General features: G+C 71.2%; 17 protein-coding genes. 7 read left to right on the top strand and 10 right to left on the bottom strand.

Features of this window, described 5'->3' with window-relative positions; all coding sequences use genetic code 11:
• Nucleotides 1-53: 53 nt before the first annotated feature.
• From sufD to CRM73_RS01460, 7 genes are all read left to right on the top strand, one after another.
• Nucleotides 54-1253, top strand: coding sequence for a Fe-S cluster assembly protein SufD (gene sufD / locus CRM73_RS01430; protein ID WP_229586559.1), 1200 nt, complete (start codon nucleotides 54-56; stop codon nucleotides 1251-1253).
• 61 nt (nucleotides 1254-1314) lie between these two features.
• On the top strand, nucleotides 1315-2076 hold the full coding sequence (gene sufC / locus CRM73_RS01435; protein ID WP_017834303.1) for a Fe-S cluster assembly ATPase SufC: 762 nt from the start codon (nucleotides 1315-1317) through the stop codon (nucleotides 2074-2076).
• Nucleotides 2077-2115: 39 nt separating this feature from the next.
• A complete protein-coding gene (locus CRM73_RS01440; RefSeq protein WP_035923963.1) occupies nucleotides 2116-2472 on the top strand; it encodes a metal-sulfur cluster assembly factor in 357 nt (118 codons plus the stop codon).
• A gap of 133 nt (nucleotides 2473-2605) precedes the next feature.
• Entirely contained in the window at nucleotides 2606-3397 is a 792-nt protein-coding gene (locus tag CRM73_RS01445) for a ZIP family metal transporter (protein ID WP_229586540.1), read from the top strand.
• An 80-nt stretch (nucleotides 3398-3477) separates the two neighbouring features.
• Nucleotides 3478-4200 (top strand): NYN domain-containing protein, encoded by a 723-nt coding sequence (locus tag CRM73_RS01450; protein WP_017834300.1) that lies wholly within the window; start codon nucleotides 3478-3480, stop codon nucleotides 4198-4200.
• A gap of 77 nt (nucleotides 4201-4277) precedes the next feature.
• Nucleotides 4278-5399 carry a toll/interleukin-1 receptor domain-containing protein gene (locus tag CRM73_RS01455; RefSeq protein WP_229586542.1) on the top strand — a complete coding sequence of 374 codons (1122 nt, stop codon included), beginning with the start codon at nucleotides 4278-4280 and terminating at the stop codon, nucleotides 5397-5399.
• A 605-nt stretch (nucleotides 5400-6004) separates the two neighbouring features.
• On the top strand, nucleotides 6005-6421 hold the full coding sequence (locus CRM73_RS01460) for a hypothetical protein (RefSeq protein ID WP_229586543.1): 417 nt from the start codon (nucleotides 6005-6007) through the stop codon (nucleotides 6419-6421).
• Nucleotides 6422-6609: 188 nt separating this feature from the next.
• On the opposite strand, the gene CRM73_RS01465 is transcribed toward CRM73_RS01460, so the two are convergent.
• The 10 genes from CRM73_RS01465 to CRM73_RS01510 all read right to left on the bottom strand — a co-directional run bounded on the left by CRM73_RS01465 (nucleotide 6610) and on the right by CRM73_RS01510 (nucleotide 16929).
• Nucleotides 6610-7995, bottom strand: a complete 1386-nt coding sequence (locus tag CRM73_RS01465) for a recombinase family protein (protein ID WP_229586544.1) — start codon at nucleotides 7993-7995, stop codon at nucleotides 6610-6612.
• A 211-nt stretch (nucleotides 7996-8206) separates the two neighbouring features.
• The gene (locus tag CRM73_RS01470; RefSeq protein WP_229586545.1) at nucleotides 8207-9115 is read right to left on the bottom strand and encodes a neutral zinc metallopeptidase; all 909 of its coding nucleotides are present in this window, start codon (nucleotides 9113-9115) and stop codon (nucleotides 8207-8209) included.
• Nucleotides 9116-9158: 43 nt separating this feature from the next.
• Nucleotides 9159-9770 (bottom strand): energy-coupling factor transporter transmembrane protein EcfT, encoded by a 612-nt coding sequence (locus tag CRM73_RS01475; RefSeq protein ID WP_229586546.1) that lies wholly within the window; start codon nucleotides 9768-9770, stop codon nucleotides 9159-9161.
• On the bottom strand, nucleotides 9767-10504 hold the full coding sequence (locus CRM73_RS01480) for an ABC transporter ATP-binding protein (protein WP_229586547.1): 738 nt from the start codon (nucleotides 10502-10504) through the stop codon (nucleotides 9767-9769). The genes CRM73_RS01475 and CRM73_RS01480 overlap by 4 nt, the downstream gene beginning before the upstream one ends.
• Nucleotides 10505-10507: 3 nt before the next feature.
• Nucleotides 10508-11131: a biotin transporter BioY gene (locus tag CRM73_RS01485; RefSeq protein ID WP_229586548.1), complete on the bottom strand. Its 624-nt coding sequence runs from the start codon at nucleotides 11129-11131 to the stop codon at nucleotides 10508-10510.
• 10 nt (nucleotides 11132-11141) lie between these two features.
• A complete protein-coding gene (locus CRM73_RS01490) occupies nucleotides 11142-12590 on the bottom strand; it encodes an AI-2E family transporter (RefSeq protein ID WP_035923960.1) in 1449 nt (482 codons plus the stop codon).
• Between the two features lie 130 nt (nucleotides 12591-12720).
• Entirely contained in the window at nucleotides 12721-13815 is a 1095-nt protein-coding gene (locus CRM73_RS19840) for a zinc-binding alcohol dehydrogenase (RefSeq protein WP_095651525.1), read from the bottom strand.
• Nucleotides 13812-14828, bottom strand: a complete 1017-nt coding sequence (locus CRM73_RS01500) for a Gfo/Idh/MocA family protein (RefSeq protein WP_109243965.1) — start codon at nucleotides 14826-14828, stop codon at nucleotides 13812-13814. The genes CRM73_RS19840 and CRM73_RS01500 overlap by 4 nt, the downstream gene beginning before the upstream one ends.
• A complete protein-coding gene (locus CRM73_RS01505; protein WP_031283427.1) occupies nucleotides 14825-15964 on the bottom strand; it encodes a glycosyltransferase in 1140 nt (379 codons plus the stop codon). Before CRM73_RS01505 ends, CRM73_RS01500 begins: the two co-directional genes overlap by 4 nt.
• The gene (locus CRM73_RS01510; RefSeq protein ID WP_017834290.1) at nucleotides 15961-16929 is read right to left on the bottom strand and encodes a glucosyl-3-phosphoglycerate synthase; all 969 of its coding nucleotides are present in this window, start codon (nucleotides 16927-16929) and stop codon (nucleotides 15961-15963) included. Before CRM73_RS01510 ends, CRM73_RS01505 begins: the two co-directional genes overlap by 4 nt.
• Nucleotides 16930-17163: the final 234 nt, after the last annotated feature.

Below are 17163 nucleotides of genomic sequence, written 5' to 3' on the forward strand. Positions count from 1 at the left end.
GCGAGAAGGTCGACGGGGTCCGCACCGGGGAGGGGCGCGTCGCCATCCCGGGCATGGACCTGGAGGGGGAGCGGCTGGCCCGCGACAAGGTCGAGAACGACACCCTGGTGCGGCACACCGCCCACGGCGACATCTCCGGCGTGCCCGACTCCTCGCGGGCCGGGCGGCGCACGTCCTACGACGTCGCCGACTTCCCGAAGCTCACCGGCCGGGAGGAGGACTTCCGGTTCACCCCGCTCAAGCGCCTCAAGGGGCTGCACGCCGACGCCCTGACCGGCCCGGCACCCGCGGTGACCGTCGACTCGGACGCCGTGCGCGTCGAGACCGTGGGCCGGGACGACGCCCGCATCGGCAGCGCCGGGATCCCCGAGGACCGCGTCTCCGCCAACGCGTGGAGCAGCGTCACCGAGGCCACGGTGCTCACCGTGCCGCAGGAGACCGAGGTCGCCGCGCCCGTGCTCGTCGACATCCACGGCTCGGACGCCACCCCGGCGGCCCAGCACCTCGTGATCGACGCCCAGCCCTTCTCCAAGGCCCTCGTGGTCCTGCGCCACCACGGCAACGCCGTGCTCTCGCAGAACGTCGAGTTCCGGGTCGCCGACTCCGCGAACCTCACCGTGGTGACCCTCCAGGAGTGGGACGACGACGCCGTGCACGCCTCCTCCCAGCAGGCGCGCCTCGGCAGGTCCGCGACCTTCAAGCACGTGCTCGTCAGCCTCGGCGGCGACCTCGTGCGGGTCACCCCGTCCACCCGCTTCGACGCCCCGGGCGGGTCCGTGGAGATGTACGGGCTGACCTTCGTGGACGCCGGCCAGCACCTGGAGTCCCGGCTGTTCGTGGACCACTCCCAGCCGCACTGCACCTCGCGGGTGACCTACAAGTCCGCGCTGCAGGGCGAGAACGCGCACGGCGTGTGGATCGGCGACGTCCTCATCCGCGCCACCGCGGAGGCCACCGACACCTACGAGCTCAACCGGAACCTGATCCTCAACGACGGCCCGCGGATGGACTCCGTGCCGAACCTTGAGATCGAGACCGGCCTCATCACCGGTGCGGGCCACGCCTCCACCACGGGCCAGCTGGACGACGAGCACCTGTACTACCTCATGTCCCGGGGCATCCCCGAGGACGAGGCGCGCCGGCTCGTGGTCCGCGGGTTCCTCTTCGAGATCATTCAGCAGATCGGTGTCCCGGACATCGAGGAGCGGCTGCGCGGGTCCGTCCAGGACGAGCTCGCCTCCGCGAACTACTGATCCGCCGCGCCCGCACGCACCCTTCCGACCCCAGACTTTTTCGACCACAGGAGAACCATCCATGGCAACTCTCGAGATCAAGGACCTGCACGCGTCCGTCGTGCTCGACGACGAGACCACCAAGCCGATCCTCAAGGGCGTGAACCTGACCATCACCTCCGGTGAGGTGCACGCGATCATGGGCCCCAACGGCTCCGGCAAGTCCACGCTGGCCTCCACCATCGCCGGGCACCCCAAGTACGTCGTCGACTCCGGCGAGGTCCTCCTCGACGGCCAGAACGTCCTGGAGATGTCCGTGGACGAGCGCGCCCGCGCCGGGCTCTTCCTGGCCATGCAGTACCCGGTGGAGATCCCCGGCGTGACGACCTCCAACTTCCTGCGCACGGCCAAGACCGCGATCGACGGCGAGGCCCCCTCGCTGCGCACGTGGACCAAGGACGTCAAGGCCGCCATGGAACAGCTGAAGATCAGCCCCGACATGATCCAGCGCAACGTCAACGAGGGCTTCTCCGGCGGCGAGAAGAAGCGCCACGAGATCCTCCAGCTCGAGCTGCTCAAGCCGAAGATCGCCCTGCTGGACGAGACCGACTCCGGGCTCGACGTGGACGCGCTCAAGGTCGTCTCCGAGGGCGTCAACCGCGCCCTGGAGACCAACGACATGGGCGTCATGCTCATCACCCACTACACCCGCATCCTGCGCTACATCAAGCCGCAGTTCGTGCACGTGTTCCACGACGGCCGCGTGGTCGACGAGGGCGGTCCCGAGCTCGCCGAGCGGCTCGAGAACGAGGGCTACGACCGCTACCTGGCTCCCGCCAAGTAAGCGGCTCCGACCCCACCAGCTTTCGAAAGGAGGCCAGCGATGGCCGACACCCCTGCTGAGACCACCGCCGACCCCGCGACCGCGGGCCGGCCCTCCGCCGAGGAGGTCGAGGAGGCGCTCAAGAACGTCATCGACCCCGAGCTCGGCGTCAACATCGTGGACCTTGGCCTGCTCTACGGCTCCAAGTGGGCCGAGGACGGCGCCCTGGTGCTCGACATGACCCTGACCACGGCCGCGTGCCCGCTGCAGGACGTCATCGAGGAGCAGTGCGCGCAGAACCTCGACCCCATGGTGGACGAGTGGCGCGTCAACTGGGTCTGGATGCCGCCGTGGGGTCCCGACCGGATCACCGAGGACGGCCGCGACCAGATGCGGGCCCTGGGCTTCAACATCTGAGTCCTCCTCCGCACCGACACCGCCCCGCCCACCTCGCAGGAGGTGGGCGGGGCGTCGTCGTGCCGCGCCCCGTTCGATAAGTAACCTTGCGAATTGTGGGTGCGCCGCCGCCGCGCGCTCCTACACTGCCGTCATGGGCCAGAGCCTGCTCTTCGGGATCGTCGCCTCGAGCGCGCTCGTCATCGGGGCGCTGGTCGGCGTGCGCTTCGAGCTCCCCAAGCGCCTGCTCGCCATCCTGCTGTCCTTCGCCGCGGGCGCGCTCATCACCGCGCTGGCCTTCGAGCTGTTCGAGGACGCCTACGAGCGGGGCGGAATCTGGCTCGCCGTCATCGGTCTCTTCGCCGGCGCCGTGGTCTTCACGGCGCTCAGCGCCCTCCTGGACCGCTGGGCGCAGCCGGGACCGGCCTCCGCTGACGCGGAGCAGCAGCAGGGCAGCGTCAAGCTGGACACCGACGCCGCCGCGGACGAGAAGGCGCCGACGGCCGCCTCCACCGGCGGCGCCGCGGGGCTGGCGCTGCTGGCCGCCGTCACCCTGGACGGCGTGCCGGAGAACGTGGCGCTGGGCGTCTCGCTCACCGAGGGCACGGGCGGGCTGGCCCTGCTCGCGGCGATCTTCGTGTCCAACCTGCCCGAGTCCCTGGTCGGCGCGGCGTCCATGCGCGAGCAGGGCATGTCCCGCGGGAAGGCCGTCCTGCTCTGGTCGGTCTGCGCCGTGCTCCTGGTGGTGGCCGTGCTGGTCGGCGCCGGTCCGCTGGCCGGCAGCGACCCCGAGACGATCTCCCTGCCGCTCGCCTTCGCCGCCGGCGCGGTGATCGCGTCCCTGGCCGACACCCTCATGCCGGAGGCCTACGAGCACGGCGGGCCGGCGGTGGCGCTGAGCACGGCGGCGGGCTTCGCGCTGTCCTTCGCCCTGTCCCTGGCCTGAGCACCCCTCGGCGCTCCCCGAGAACGCCCCGCCGCGCGTCCCGTGCTCCGCTCGGGCCCGGTCCGTGGCAGAGTCGACGCGTGAACACCGACGAAAAGCGCATCGCCCTGCTCATCGACGCCGACAACGCACCGGCGGCCAAGATCGACGTGGTCCTCGCCGAAGTGGCCCGCCACGGCGCCGCGAACGTCCGGCGCGCCTACGGCAACTGGAAGAGCCCGCACCTGCAGCAGTGGGAGGCGGTGCTGCACGCGTACGCGATCCGGCCGATCCAGCAGTTCGCCTACAGCACCGGCAAGAACGCCTCGGACATGGCCATGGTGATCGACGCGATGGACCTCCTCTACGCGGGATCGGTCGACGGCTTCGCGATCGTCTCCAGCGACGCCGACTTCACCCCGCTGGTGATGCGGATCCTCACCGACGGGCACAAGGTCTACGGCTTCGGCCAGCGGCAGACGCCGGAGCCGTTCATCAACGCCTGCTCGCAGTTCACCTACGTGGAGAGCCTGGGGGAGCCCGCCGAGGAGAAGCCCGGGGAGGCGCCGGCGGCCGCGCCGCAGCAGGCGCTGCGCGGGGACGCCCGGCTGGTCAGGATGCTGCGGAGCGCGGTGGACGCCGCCAGCGGCGACGACGGCTGGGCGCACCTCGGCGCCGTCGGCCAGCAGATCGGCAACCAGGCGTCCTTCGACTCCCGCAACTACGGGTACCGCAAGCTCAGCGACCTCATCGAGGCCACCGGCCTCTTCGACGTCCGCCGGCAGAACCCGGGCGTCCAGGTGCGGGACAGCCGCCGCCGCTGACCGACGACGGTGCACCCACCTCGGCAATGCGACAAGGTACCAAGACACCGCCAAGGCTGATGCGTTAGCATCGACCTATGGCTGATGGAAAAGGGTTTTGGTCCTATGTGCACGCGGACGACAATGCCGAGGGGGGAAGGATTGCCCAACTGGCGCGAGATGTAGTCGCTCAGTTTGAAATGATTACGGGGGACTCTATCGATTTGTTCCTCGATCGCGATGAGTTGCAGTGGGGGGATGACTGGCGGAATTCCGTCGATGAATCGCTTGCTTCTATCGCCTTTTTTATTCCTGTAATCACCCCTCGATACTTCCAAAGCCCCGAATGTCGGCGGGAACTGAACTACTTTGCACGCCGTGCCCAGCGTTTGGGCTTAGAAGAGCTGATTATGCCCATCCTCTATATTGATTTCCCGAGGCTCCGTCAGGATCCATCGGATGACGATGCGATGGATCTAATTAAGCGCTTCCAATGGGAAGACTGGACCGATCTTCGATATGAATCCACAACGTCGCCGGACTACCGTCGTGCGGTCGGCAGAATGGCCACTCGGTTGGCCGAGGCAAACGTTATAGCCGACCAAGCCGACATCGCTCAGGCGGCGGGCGAACTCCCGGAAGAGGAGGACGACGCCCCGGGCACCGTTGATCTGATGGCCCAGGCTGAGGAGGCGCTCCCCGAATGGGCTGAAACCCTTGAAGCCATAGGGGAAGAAATCGGCACAGTTGCAGAGATTTTCGTCTCAGGCAAGGCCGATGTCGAAGCGGCAAACTCAAGTCCCAAGGCTTTCGCTGCCCGCCTCACCGTATTCCGAAAAATGGCTAATGCACTCGCGGAACCAGCTGGAAATATTTTCGAGCACAGCGAGCAATTTACTAAGCAACTTAATGATGTTGATCAGGGGATCACGATAATGATCCAGCAAGTGCCCGCGGAGCTCCAGGATAACCCCGAGTTCAAGCAGGAGGCTTGTGGTTTCTTCGACTCGGTACTTGAGATGGCGTCTTCCGCTGACGCAGGCTTGGGGTCGTTGAAGCAGATGATCGATGTCATGGAGCCCATCGAAGCGAAGTCCCGTGATCTCCGTGCCCCCATGAAACTCATGCGCCGCGGTCTTACCTCGATGTATGAAGGAAGAAAGATTATCAACGGATGGGTTGATCTAATCGAGCGCACGGGTGTGGAGTGCGGCGCGTAGCGCCGCGCCTTGACTTGAACTAGCAACGTAACTCGTTGGGGTGCTCCATCCTCGTCACTGTGCCTGGGTGCACCCGGATGCTAAATTGTGCGACTACAAGGGATCTGGTGCAGTTGCTCTCCCGGTCTTGCACGGCGTGCGTCTGCTGGCGACGTCGCGGGACTGTAACGGTTCCCTTGGGTGTCTGCTCACTCTCTGGCGATAGTGCGAACCTTCGTGGTTCCTGACCTCCAGGGTGTGTCATGTCCGCTTTTCGTTCCTCCGCTGCACCTACGCTTCCTCTTGCCGTCGATGCGGGGTGGCGTCTGTCTTTGTACCCCGATGCCGGGGAGGGCGGTGGTTGCTTTGTCTCATCCCAACGGCCCGACCGCTCCTACGTTGCTCCCGGGTCTGCCGTTGATCCCGAGCGAGCCGCCCAAGAGGCGGCACGCCGTGCTCGGGCCAAACTGCGGCGATACTGCGCGGCCAACCGGCTGAACCGTCTGGGCACTCTCACCTACGGCGAACCTCGGTGCACTGACCCCCGCCTGGTCCGGGCACATGCCGGGCTGTTCTTCCGGCAACTGCGCGACAGCCTTGGCGGCGATCCTCTGCCGTACGCCTGGGTGCCGGAACTGCACAAGGACGGGGTGCACTTCCACGTGCACTTCGCCGTGGGGCGCTACATCTCGCGGCATCTCATCAGCGAGGCGTGGGGCCGGGGGTTCGTGCACATCAAACTGCTGGGAGATCTGCCGGTCGGGTCCGGCTCGCTCGGTGAGGCGCGGCTGGCGGCGCGGTATCTGTCCAAGTACGTCACCAAAACCTTCACCGACCCGAACACCCGGGCGCTGGGGATGCACCGCTACGACCTCGGTCAGGGCTTCCAACCGAAGGTGAGACGCCTGCACGGGGACAGCCCCGGGTCGGTCATTGAGCAGGCATCCGAGGTTCTTGGCGCGGAGCCGGCGGTGCGCTGGAACTCCGATCAGGTGGAGTCCTGGGATGGTCCGCCGGCCATCTGGGCGCAGTGGGATATCTGATCGTGGGCAAGACCGATCCGTCCGTGGTGGCGGCATGGGTCAGCTCCACCTGTGCAGCACAAGGAGTACCGGAGAAGATCACCGATCCGGCGGCATTGCACGAGCTCGGTGTGCTGTTGGGGGCGAGGGCGGAGCGGTCGCGCGCGCACGGCGCCCCGGCGCCGAGCACGCGACCGGCCGCCCTGTCCTCACTGCCGCCAGTCGGGCACGACCCGATCGTGGTCCAGTCCGTGCCGCCCGAGATGAATGGCGGGCAGGATCGTGACGGAGTTCAAGACGGCTTTGACGATGGCGACCTGCCGGGAGAGGTTGAGGGACTTCCAGACTTCCTGTAGCTGCTGGCCCTGGCCGATGTACTCGGTGACCGCGTCACGTCGATTGAGCCGGTCGAACCGGCTCCTGGCGTCTTTGAGCTTCGCCTCAATCCGGTTCCGGGCGGTACGCCATTCCTCCTTGGAAATCTCTCCGTCGGCCCACATGGTGGCCAGGTCGTCCAGGCGGCGCTTCTGCGTGTCGATGGTGTCGGCCAGGGTGCGGAGCTGGTCGTGGTCGATGCCGTCCTCGGTGAGTGCTTGGTCCATGGCGGGTGAGTCCAGGCGCAACAGCACGGCTTCGGTGATGAACTGCTCGAGCATTTCGGCGTAGATGTACACGCCCCCGCACCCTCCGAAGTCTGGGCTGGTCCGGCAGCCGTAGCGGCGGGTGTCGTAGCGGGGTGCCGAGTGCATGCGGTTACCGCACTTGCCGCACACCAGCAGGCCGGAAAGCAGGTAACGGCGTGCGCTGCGGTTGGTACGTCTCGATGGGTCCAGCAGCAGCCGCCGCAGCCTCTCGCCCTGTTCGGGGGTGATGATCGGTTCCCACTGGGCGGGGCCGATGACCTGGCCCTGGTGGACGCGCATGCCCCACATGCGCGGGCTGGTCAGTTGTGTCCGGAGCGTGTTGGTGCGCCATTCCCTGCCCGTCACCGTCTTCACGCCGGTCTCCTGCAACCAGCTCGCCAGCGACGTCAGGGTCTCCCCGGCCAGGGCGCGTGCGGCAAGCTCCGCGATGATCGGGGCTTCGGTGGGGTGGTGGCTCACCCGGTCGTCCTGGAAGCCGAACGGGCGCGGCCCGCCCATCACGGGCCGTCCGGATTGGGCGACCTCCAAGGCCTTGCGGGCGCCTCGACGGCGTTTGGAGTCCGACTCGTTAGCGGCCACTGCGGCCAGCAGACGGGCCATCAGCAGACCGTCCCCGTGAACCAGGTCCACGTCTCCGGACAGCGTGACCACGTCGCGGACTCCGGCGGCGGTGCAGGTGTCCACGAACCGTTCTAGCTTAACTGGGCGGCGGTGCAGTCGGTCCATGTGCCACACGATCACCCCGTCCCGGCGCCCTTCGGCGATGTCGGTGAGCATGCGTTCGTACTGGGGTCTTTTCTTGCCCGAGTATGCCGAGATGTCGTCGTCGACGTACTCGTCCGCGACCTGCCAGCCGCGTCGTTGTGCCTCGGCGCGGCAGTCCTCCAGCTGGCGTGTCACTCCCAGTTCCTCGCCGGTGCGGTCTTGGGAGATGCGGGCGTAGATCGCCACCGCCGTCCTTGTCGTCATGGGGGCAGATTAGCTAATAGTGGGCAACCCGAGTCAGGTGTACCGCCATCCGCGCATCGACCAGTGCCGAGTCCCCAGAGAGCTCGCAACATCCCACGATCGGATTGGGGGTCTGCGAGCACTGTGGGGGCTCGGTGCCCCAGGCGGCGCCGGAGTGGGAACTCGGTGTCCCGGGTAGCGCGGTGACCTGGGGTCAGAGGGCCGGCGGGGCGTTCAGGTCGCGGGCGCTGAAGGTGTCGCAGGCGTTGATGTCGCCGGTCCGGTAGCCCGCGTAGAACCACAGCTGCCGCTGGGCGGAGGCGCCGTGGGTGAAGTTCTCGGGGCTGACCCGTCCCTGGGTGGTCCCCTGGATCCGGTCGTCGCCGATCGCGGAGGCGGCGTCGAGGGCCTGGTCGAGCTCCTCCTGGGAGATGTCGCCCAGGTCCACGGCCCCTGACGTGTCTCCGGCGGCGCCGCCGGCCCACAGCCCGGCGAGGCAGTCGGCCTGCAGCTCCACGCGCACGGCGCTGGACTCGGGGCCCTGCGGGTCCTGCTGGGCGTAGCCGAGGGTGCCGATCTGGTTCTGGATGTGGTGGCCGAACTCGTGGGCGAGCACGTACTCCTCGGCCAGCGGGCCGCCCCCGGCGCCGAACTGGGTCTGCAGCTCGTCGAAGAACGCGATGTCGAGGTAGGCGGTCTCGTCCGCGGGGCAGTAGAACGGGCCCACGGCCGAGGACGCCGCGCCGCACCCGGTGTTGGTCTGGCCCTCGAACAGCTCCACGCCGGGCATCACGTACTGCTCGCCCGTGGCCTGCGGCAGGTAGTCCTCCCAGAACTGGTCGAGGCTCTGCGCGGTGGCGATCATCCGGCAGTCGGTGTACCGGTTGGCGTCCTCACCGGTCCGGCACCGCTCCGCCCGCTCCTGCTCCACGGAGGTCTGCGACCCGGTGTCCTGGCCGCCCCCGCCGGTGATCGCGTCGATGCCGTCCTGGCCGAAGAGCAGCCCCACGACGAGCAGCAGCAGTCCGCCGCCCAGTCCACCGCCCACGGCGATCCCGCGTCCCCGCCCGCCGCCGCTGCCGACGCGGGAGGCGTCCAGCTGGGAGCTGTTGTCGAAACTCATGGCTGAAGTGTAAGCCGTCTGATGGTGGCGCGGGTGCCGGCGCTCAGTCGAAGCCGCGGGCGGCGAGGGCCTCACCGGTCCGCTGGGCGTAGGCGACGGCGGAGATCACCGCCGGGGTCACCAGTCGCACGAGGTTCGGGCGCAGCCCACGGGCTCGCACGGCGTCCCGGAGCTCGCCCACGGCGCCCACGATGAAGGGGATCGAGCGCAGCATCAGGGAGATCGCCAGGCCGATGCGCTCGGGGTCCGCCCCGACCAGCCGCACCGGCGAGCACAGCCACACGACGCCGTCGAGGAGCTCCGGCAGGGGCGTGGTGTGCATCAGGACCCGGGTGAGCACGAGGAGGACGACGATCGTCAGCACCACGTCGGCGGCCATGGCCGGTCCCGAGGTCAGGACGTGGTAGACGGCCAGCAGGACCAGCACGGGCAGGGCGGGGGCGAGTCCCCGCCACCATTCGCAAGCGCCGATGCCCGCGGCGGAGCCCGCGACGAGCAGGAGCAGAGTGAGCGCGGCGGGGACCGGCCACGAGGGCGAGAGCACCACGGCCAGGGTCACGGCGACGATGCCGAGCCCCTTGACCCGGAGCGGGGCGCGGTGCAGGGGGCCGGTGCCGGGGGAGTAGCTGCCGAAGAGGTCCGGGCCCCGGCTCACGGGCGCGCCTCCCCGGGGAAGCCGTGCGCGCACCACCGTTCGTAGGCGGGGACGACCTCCTCGGGCGGACCGTCCGCGACCAGGGCGCCCTCGTGCAGGACCAGGACGCGCGGGGCGGTCGCGGCCAGGCCGAGGTCGTGCGTGGAGATCAGCAGCTGGTGCGGGAGCCCGTCGAGCAGCCCCATGAGCCGCCCCCGGTTGCGCAGGTCGAGGAGGGTGGTGGGCTCGTCGAGGACGAGCACCTCGGGCTCCACGGCCAGCACCGCGGCGAACGCCGCCAACTGGCGCTCCCCACCGGAGAGGTCGTAGATGCTGTGCTCGGCCCGGTGGCCGATGCCCGCGCGCTCGAGCAGCTCGAGGGCGGCGGTCCGTCGTCGGGCCCGGGGCACGCCGGCCCCGCGCAGGGACAGCTCGACGTCCTCGACCGGGGTCGGCATCACCAGCTGGGAGAGCGGGTCGGTGAACACGAAGCCCACCCGACGCCGGGCCGCGCGCACGTCCCGGGTCACGTCGGTGCCGTGCACCGTGACCGAGCCCGAGGACGGGCGGACGAGGCCGTTGAACAGCCGCAGGAGCGTGGACTTCCCGGATCCGTTGAGCCCGAGCACGGCCACCCGCCGCTCGCCCAGGCTCACGTCGAGGTCGCGCAGCAGGGTCAGCTCACCCGAGGCGGTGGGCACCGTGACGGTCACGCGGGAGCACACGAGGGCCGCGGCCCCGGGGGATCCGGGCACGGCTCAGCGCGTGCCCGCGATCCGGGGGAACGCCTTGTGCACGCCCACGGCGATGACCGCCGCGAGCACCACCTTGAGCAGGTCGCCGGGCCAGAACACGAGGTCGGCGAGGAACGCGTCCTGGAAGGGCAGGCGCCCGTTGACCACCAGGCCGAGGATGCCGCCGATCCGGATCACCACGAAACCGGCCAGGGCCGCGGCCACCAGCCGCAGGGTGTAGGTGCCGGTGCGCTCGTAGCGGGCGTTGGTGGCGCCGCCGTCGTTGGCCCGGCGGGCCGGGATCAGCCACTGGGCCACGTAGCCGGCCGCGGCCGCGGCGAACGGGAAGGCCAGGATGTAGCCCGCCGAGGGCCCGGCGAGCACGCCGAAGCCGCCGCGGAAGCCCGCGAACACCGGCACGCCGATCAGGCCCACCAGGACGTACAACGCCACGGCCAGGAGCCCGCGGGTGCCGCCCAGGACCAGGCCGGTCAGGAACACGGCGAGGGTCTGCAGGGTCAGCGGCACCCCCGCCGCGCCCAGGGGGATCCCGGGGAGCACGGACAGGGCGGCCGTGAGGGCGGCGAACACGGCGATGTTCGCGAGGTCCTCGGCGGTGATGGTGCGGCGGCGCTCGACGTTGGTCATGGCACCCAGACTAGGGCTTGCGGGCCCCCGGGGCGGAACCGGTGTCCTCGTCCTGCGCGGGCCCCGCGCCGTCGGCGTCGTCGCGCTGCCGGACGGCGTCGCGCTCCGTGGCCCCGAAGCGTCCGCCCAGGGCCTGCTGGTAGCGCATCCGCTGGTACTTCCAGCGCTCGGCCATGGTGGCCTTGGCCTCGACGCGGTCCTTCGGGTTCACCGGGTCCGGGCCGAGCACCGGGTCGTCGCCGACCTGGTAGCGGTTGGACCAGACCTGGATGACGGCCCACGCCACGGCGGTGTACGGCACGGCCAGGATGGCGCCGAAGATGCCGCCGACCAACGTGCCGACGGTCAGGGCGAGCAGCACCATGAGGGCGTGCAGGCTGAGGGTGCGGCCCATGATGATGGGCTGCAGGATGTTGCCCTCGATCTGGTTCACCGCGACGATCACGACGACCACCGCGAGGGCGATGACCGGCCCGTTGGTGACCAGGGCGACCAGGGCGGCGATGATGCCCGCGATGGTGGCGCCGACCACCGGGATGAACGCGGTGACGAACACGAGGACCGCGAGGGGGATCGCCAGGGGGACGCCCAGGACGAGCAGCGCGCCCCCGATGAGCACGGCGTCCACCGCCGCCACGAACGCCGTTCCGCGGACGTAGCCGCCGAGCACCTGCGCGCTGCGGTCCACGGACTCCGCGAGCTTGGCCCGGCGCTCGCCGCGGAACCAGCGCAGCGTGAAGTTCCACATCTTCTCGCCGTCCTTGAGGCAGAAGAAGAGCACCACGATCATCAGCACCAGGCCGGTCACGAACTCGGTGGCGGCGCCCAGGCCGCTGAGGGCGCCGCCCGCGAAGGAGCCGCTGGTGACGAAGTCCCCGGCCTGCTGGACGGCGGAGTCGATGGCGGCCGTGTCGACGGGGATCGGTCCGGACTGCACGAGGCGCTGCAGCTCCTCCCAGCCCTCCACCGCCGAGGCGGTGAGCGTGTCCCACTCGCTGCGCACGGCGAGCACGATGCCGGTGAGCACCCCGCCGACAAGTGCCAGGATCCCGAGGAAGGCGGCGAGGGTGGCCAGCAGGTTGGACCAGCCCCTGCGCTCGAGCCACTTCACGACCGGTCCCACGGCGGAGGCCAGGATGAGCGCGACGAGCACGGCGATGAGCACGACCTTGACCTGCAGCAGGATCCAGATCAGCCCGACCACCACGGCGGCGACGAGCAGGGTCTGGGCGGCGCGGGAACCGGCCCGGCCGAGGGAGTCCGCCCAGGGGCTGACGGCGGGGGCGAGGGCCTGGGTGGCCTCCTCGAAGCCGGCGGGCTCGACCCCGGGGCCCGTGGCGGGGGCCGCGCTGGTGCCGGGGTCGGCCTGACCGCCGAGGACGCGCTCGGCGTGCAGCGGCGCCGCACTCGAGCCTCCGGACGACGTGCTGTGCTGCTCGGGGCGTGGGGGATTTCCCATGCGGGCGCTCCTCGGGGCGTGGGTGGCGAAGGGAAGACGGGCACCGCGGACGGGACGACGGCGATCGAGCCAACACTAAGGCGACTGTGGAGGGCTGTCCAACGGTGCCCGCGCGCGTGGGCCGGAGGGCTCAGCGGGGGTCGTCGACGACGAAGACCGCGGTGAGCACGTGCCGGCGCCGCACGACCACGTCCTGCATCAGCGCGGGAGCCTCGTCGAAGGGCACGACGTCGCTGATCAGGTGCTCGCGGATCTCGCCGCCGTGGGCGGCCAGCAGGCGGATGGTCTCCGCGGACAGCCGCTGCCGGTCCCAGGTGTGGGCGAGACCACGGGGGACCCGGCCGATCTGTGCGCAGCGCAGGCTCAGCCCGTTGTGGTGGAACTCCTCGCCCAGCCGCACCGCGTCCGCGCCCGCGGTGTAGAACGCCAGGTCGATGACGCTGCCCTGCGGCCGGACCGCGCGCAGCGCCGCGTGCAGGGCCTCGGGCTTGCCGCGGCACTGGAACACGAGGTCCGCGCCGTGGTCGCCGGGCCCGTGCCGCCAGCGGGTCTTGAGCACCCGGCCGGGGTCGTCGGCGAGGTCCAGGGGGAAGAAGCCCAGCCGCTCGGCGAGCGCCCGCCGTCGAGGGTCGGCGTCGGCGACGGCGACCTCGCGCGCGCCGAGGGCGCGGGCGAACAGGGCCGTCATGAGACCCACCGGGCCCGCGCCCGTGACCAGCACGAGCCGCCCGGCGACCCCGTCGCCGAGCCCGCGGACCGGTCCCGCGTCCGCCGCGGCGTGCAGCAGCCCGTTGGCGCAGATGGGGCCGAAGTGGGCGACGAACACGCCGAGCAGGGGGTCCAGCGTCTCCGGCAGCGGCACCAGGTGCTCGGTGAGCGGGTCGGCGACGTGGGCGGTGGCGTGGCCGTAGGCCGTGGCGAGCACGTCGCCGGCCCGGAACGCCGGCGTGCGGGAGCTCGCCACCCGGGCGACCTCCATGTAGCCCAGGCGGCGCACCGGGTAGCCCTGCTCCGCGGCACCGGGCCGGAACAGCCCGAGCTCGGTGTCGTGCCGGGAGTGCAGCCCCGGGTGGTCTCCCTTGACGAAGGCCAGCTCCGTGCCCGCGGACAGCCCTGTGGCGAGGGTCTCCAGCAGCACGCCGCCGTCCGGGACCGCGGGCAGCTCCTCCTCCACGATCTCGATCCGGTGCCGGGCGGGGACGACGAGGTTGCGGCGCGCTCTCACGGCTCACCCGCCGGTCCTGCGCGGTCCGGTCCCACGCGGTCCGGGTCCGCCAGGGCGACGGGCCGCCCGGTGCGCGCCGAGTCGGCGATCGCGCACGCGAGCCGGTGGGTGCGCAGCGCCTCGCCGTAGGGTGCGCGGGTGGACTCGCGCTCGCCGCGCACCGCCTCGAGGAACTCCCGGTCGACGGTCACCCTCGGGTCCTCGGCGGGGGTGTGCTCGGAGCGGTCCCGCGCGCCGTAGGCGGTGAGGCCCTGCTCCGAGAGTTCCAGGTAGAGCCCGCGGCTCACGGTGTGCAGGGCGGCGCGGTGCTTGACCGCGAGCGCCGACGTCGCGGCGAGCGTGGCGACGGCCCCGGAGCGGAAGCGCACGGTCGCGGCGGTGGCGTCGTCGACGTCGCCGTAGTCCTGCGGGGCCCCGTCCGGGGCCCTGCGGATCCCTGCGGCGTACACCTCGACGGCCTCGCCCAGCAGGAAGCGGGCGGTGTCCAGCACGTGGGTGAGCTGCTCCACGACCTGGCCGCCCGAGCGGTCCGTCCGCCCCCACCACGGCACGGGCGGTCGCTTGTCCAGCCAGTAGCCGTTGGCCAGCAGCGGGGGCGCCTCGGCGAGGAGCTCCCGGGCCAGCACGGCGGTGTCGAGGCAGCGCCAGTGGTAGCCGGTGCCCGTGACCACCCCGCTCTCCTCGACCCGGGCGCCGATCTGCTCGGCGACGTCCAGGCCCAGTCCCACGGGCTTCTCCACGAACAGCGCCTTGCCGCGCTCCAGCGCGGCGAGCTCGGCGGGCCCGTGGGCGAACGGCGGCACGCAGACGTAGACGGCGTCGGCCGCCACGGCGTCGAGGGCCTGCGCGGGGTCGGTGAACGCGGGGACGTCGAGTTCAGCGGCCAGGGCGGTGGCGGCGGGCAGGTGCGCGTCCGTCACCCCGACCACGCGCGCCCCGCCGAGTCCGTGCAGCACGTCGACGTGGCGACGGGCCACGGATCCCGCCCCGACCAGGGTGATGCGCAGCGTCATGTCGGGTTCTCCTCCAGGAGCCGGTGGTACAGGTCCAGGTAGCGCCGGGCCATGCCCGCCGGCGTCCACTGCTCGGCGGCGTCCCGGCAGGTCTGCGGGTCGATGCTGTCCAGGTCCCGCAGGTGCTCGACCAGGTCGTCCTCCGCCGCGGCCAGGAACCCGGTGCGGCCGTGCTCCACCAGGGAGGGCAGCACCCCCAGGGGGGTCCCCACGACGGGCACCCCCCGGGACAGCGCCTCGACGACACCGGTGGCCCCGGGTTCGGCCCAGCGGTTGGGCGTCAGCAGGGCGCGGGCCGAGCGCAGCAGGCGCTCCTTGCGCTCGCCCGCCACCCCGCCCACCCAGGCCACCGACGTCCCGTCGACCAGGGGCCGGACCGCCTCGAGCCAGTACCGGACGTCGGGGTGGGAGCGCAGCGCCTCGTCGCCGTCGGCGAGGCGCCGCTCCAGCTCCTCGGGGTCGTCGATGCCGGCCACGGGCCCGGCCAGCACCAGCGGGATCCCCGCCCGCCGGCAGACGCGGGCGGCGGTGTCCTGGCCCTTGTCGGCGGTGATCCGGGCCAGCACCAGCGCGTGCTCGCCCCGGGGCGCGTCCACGGGCAGCCCCGGGGGCGCGGCCAGCGGCACCACCCCCAGCGTCTGCCGCCGCAGGTTGGCCGGCGCCCGCTCGAGCTGGGACGCGGAGACCGCCGCGAACCGGACCCGGCCCCGTCCGTCGAACGCCGAGTAGAACTCGGGGTGCTTGCGCAGGTCCCAGTGCAGGGTCTGCAGCACCGGTGGGGCCGCCGTGCCCATCGCGCCCAGCACGGACGGTCCCACGACCTCCAGGTGGTCGTGCACGAGGTCCCACCGCCGCGGTCCCCGCAGCGCGTCCACGAGGCCCTGCATGTGCGCGTGGGCGATGCCCGAGACCCGGTTGTAGGGCATCGCGATGGAGCGGAACGCGGGCTCGGGCAGGGGGCGCAGGTGGTCGTCGGCCTCGAGCGTGCTGGGGCCCACCGTGGCGAGCGTGACGTGCACGCCGGCGCGCCGGAGCTCCGGCACCAGGGTGGCGACCACCGTCTCGATCCCGCCGTAGCCGGACGGGGGCACGGGCAGCCAGGGGCCCGCGTTGACGAGCACCCGCAGCGCGCTCATGCGACGCGGCCGGCCGGCTGCGCCCGGTACTCGGGCACCTGCACCATGGGCGGGCGCTCGCGGACGCTGACGTCATGGACCTCGGCGAGGAAGCGCTCCCCCTGGCGCAGGAACTGCGTGAGGCGCCCGCTCTCGTCGGCGACGGGGGAGTCGCAGCGCAGCCGCGCCTGGACCGTCAGCTGGATCTGGGCGGCCATGCGGGCCAGGGCGGCGTCGGAGGAGTTCCGGTGGGACCGGACACCCAGGTCCACCTGCGCCATCGCGTCCAGGCCCACGGCCTCCAGCACGTCGATGAGCATCGCGATCTCCACCCCGTACCCGGAGACGAACGGCACCCGTTCGAGCAGGCTCCGGCGTCCCGCGTACTCCCCGGCCAGCGGCTGGACCAGCCCCGCCAGCTGCGGCCAGAACAGGTTCAGCAGCGGGCGGGCCACGAGCTCGGTGACGCGCCCACCGCCCGCCGGCATCACCGTGGCGCCGTCGTGCAGCGGGCGGTCGTAGCAGCTCTTGACGAACTGCACCCCCGGCTCGGTCAGCAGCGGCCCCAGCAGCCCCACGGCGAACTGCGGGTCGAACTCCCGCAGGTCCGAGTCCACGAACGCGAGCACGTCCCCGGTGGTCACGGCCAGGGACTTCCACAGCGCCTCGCCCTTGCCGGGGACGTTGCCGTGGGCGGGCAGGATGTCGGCCTGCCGGTGGACCCGGGCCCCGGCCGCCGCGGCGACCGCCCCCGTGCCGTCCGTCGAGTCGGAGTCGATGACGACGAGCTCGTCGATCAGCGCCACGTCCTCCATGAGCGTGCGCCGCAGCGCGGTGACGATCGCGCCCACGGTCTCGGCCTCGTTGCGGGCCGGGAGCACCACGCTGACCGTGCTGCCGCGCTTCCGGCGGCAGAGCTGCTCGGCGGACCACTGGCTGCCGTGGTAGCTGCGGGTGGTGAACCACTGCTGGACGTCCTGTCGCATGCTGCCCGCTTCCGACGATGAGAAATACTGGAAGGAGACTGACCAGTTGACGTCGGACACTACCCAGCGACGGCCCCGCCGAGAAGAGTCCGCCCGGAGTCGGGCGATTGTGTCGGGCGAATGTGTCAGCCTCCGGGCCCGGGCCGCGCAGAAGATGCCCCGGAGAAGGCGCCCGTCCGGCACGTGAGCAAGAACGCGGACCCGGCCCGCTGCGCGGGGTGCCGCCGCGGAACG

The sequence above is a fragment of the Kocuria sp. CCUG 69068 genome, from assembly GCF_020833785.1.
Taxonomy (GTDB): domain Bacteria; phylum Actinomycetota; class Actinomycetes; order Actinomycetales; family Micrococcaceae; genus Kocuria; species Kocuria rosea.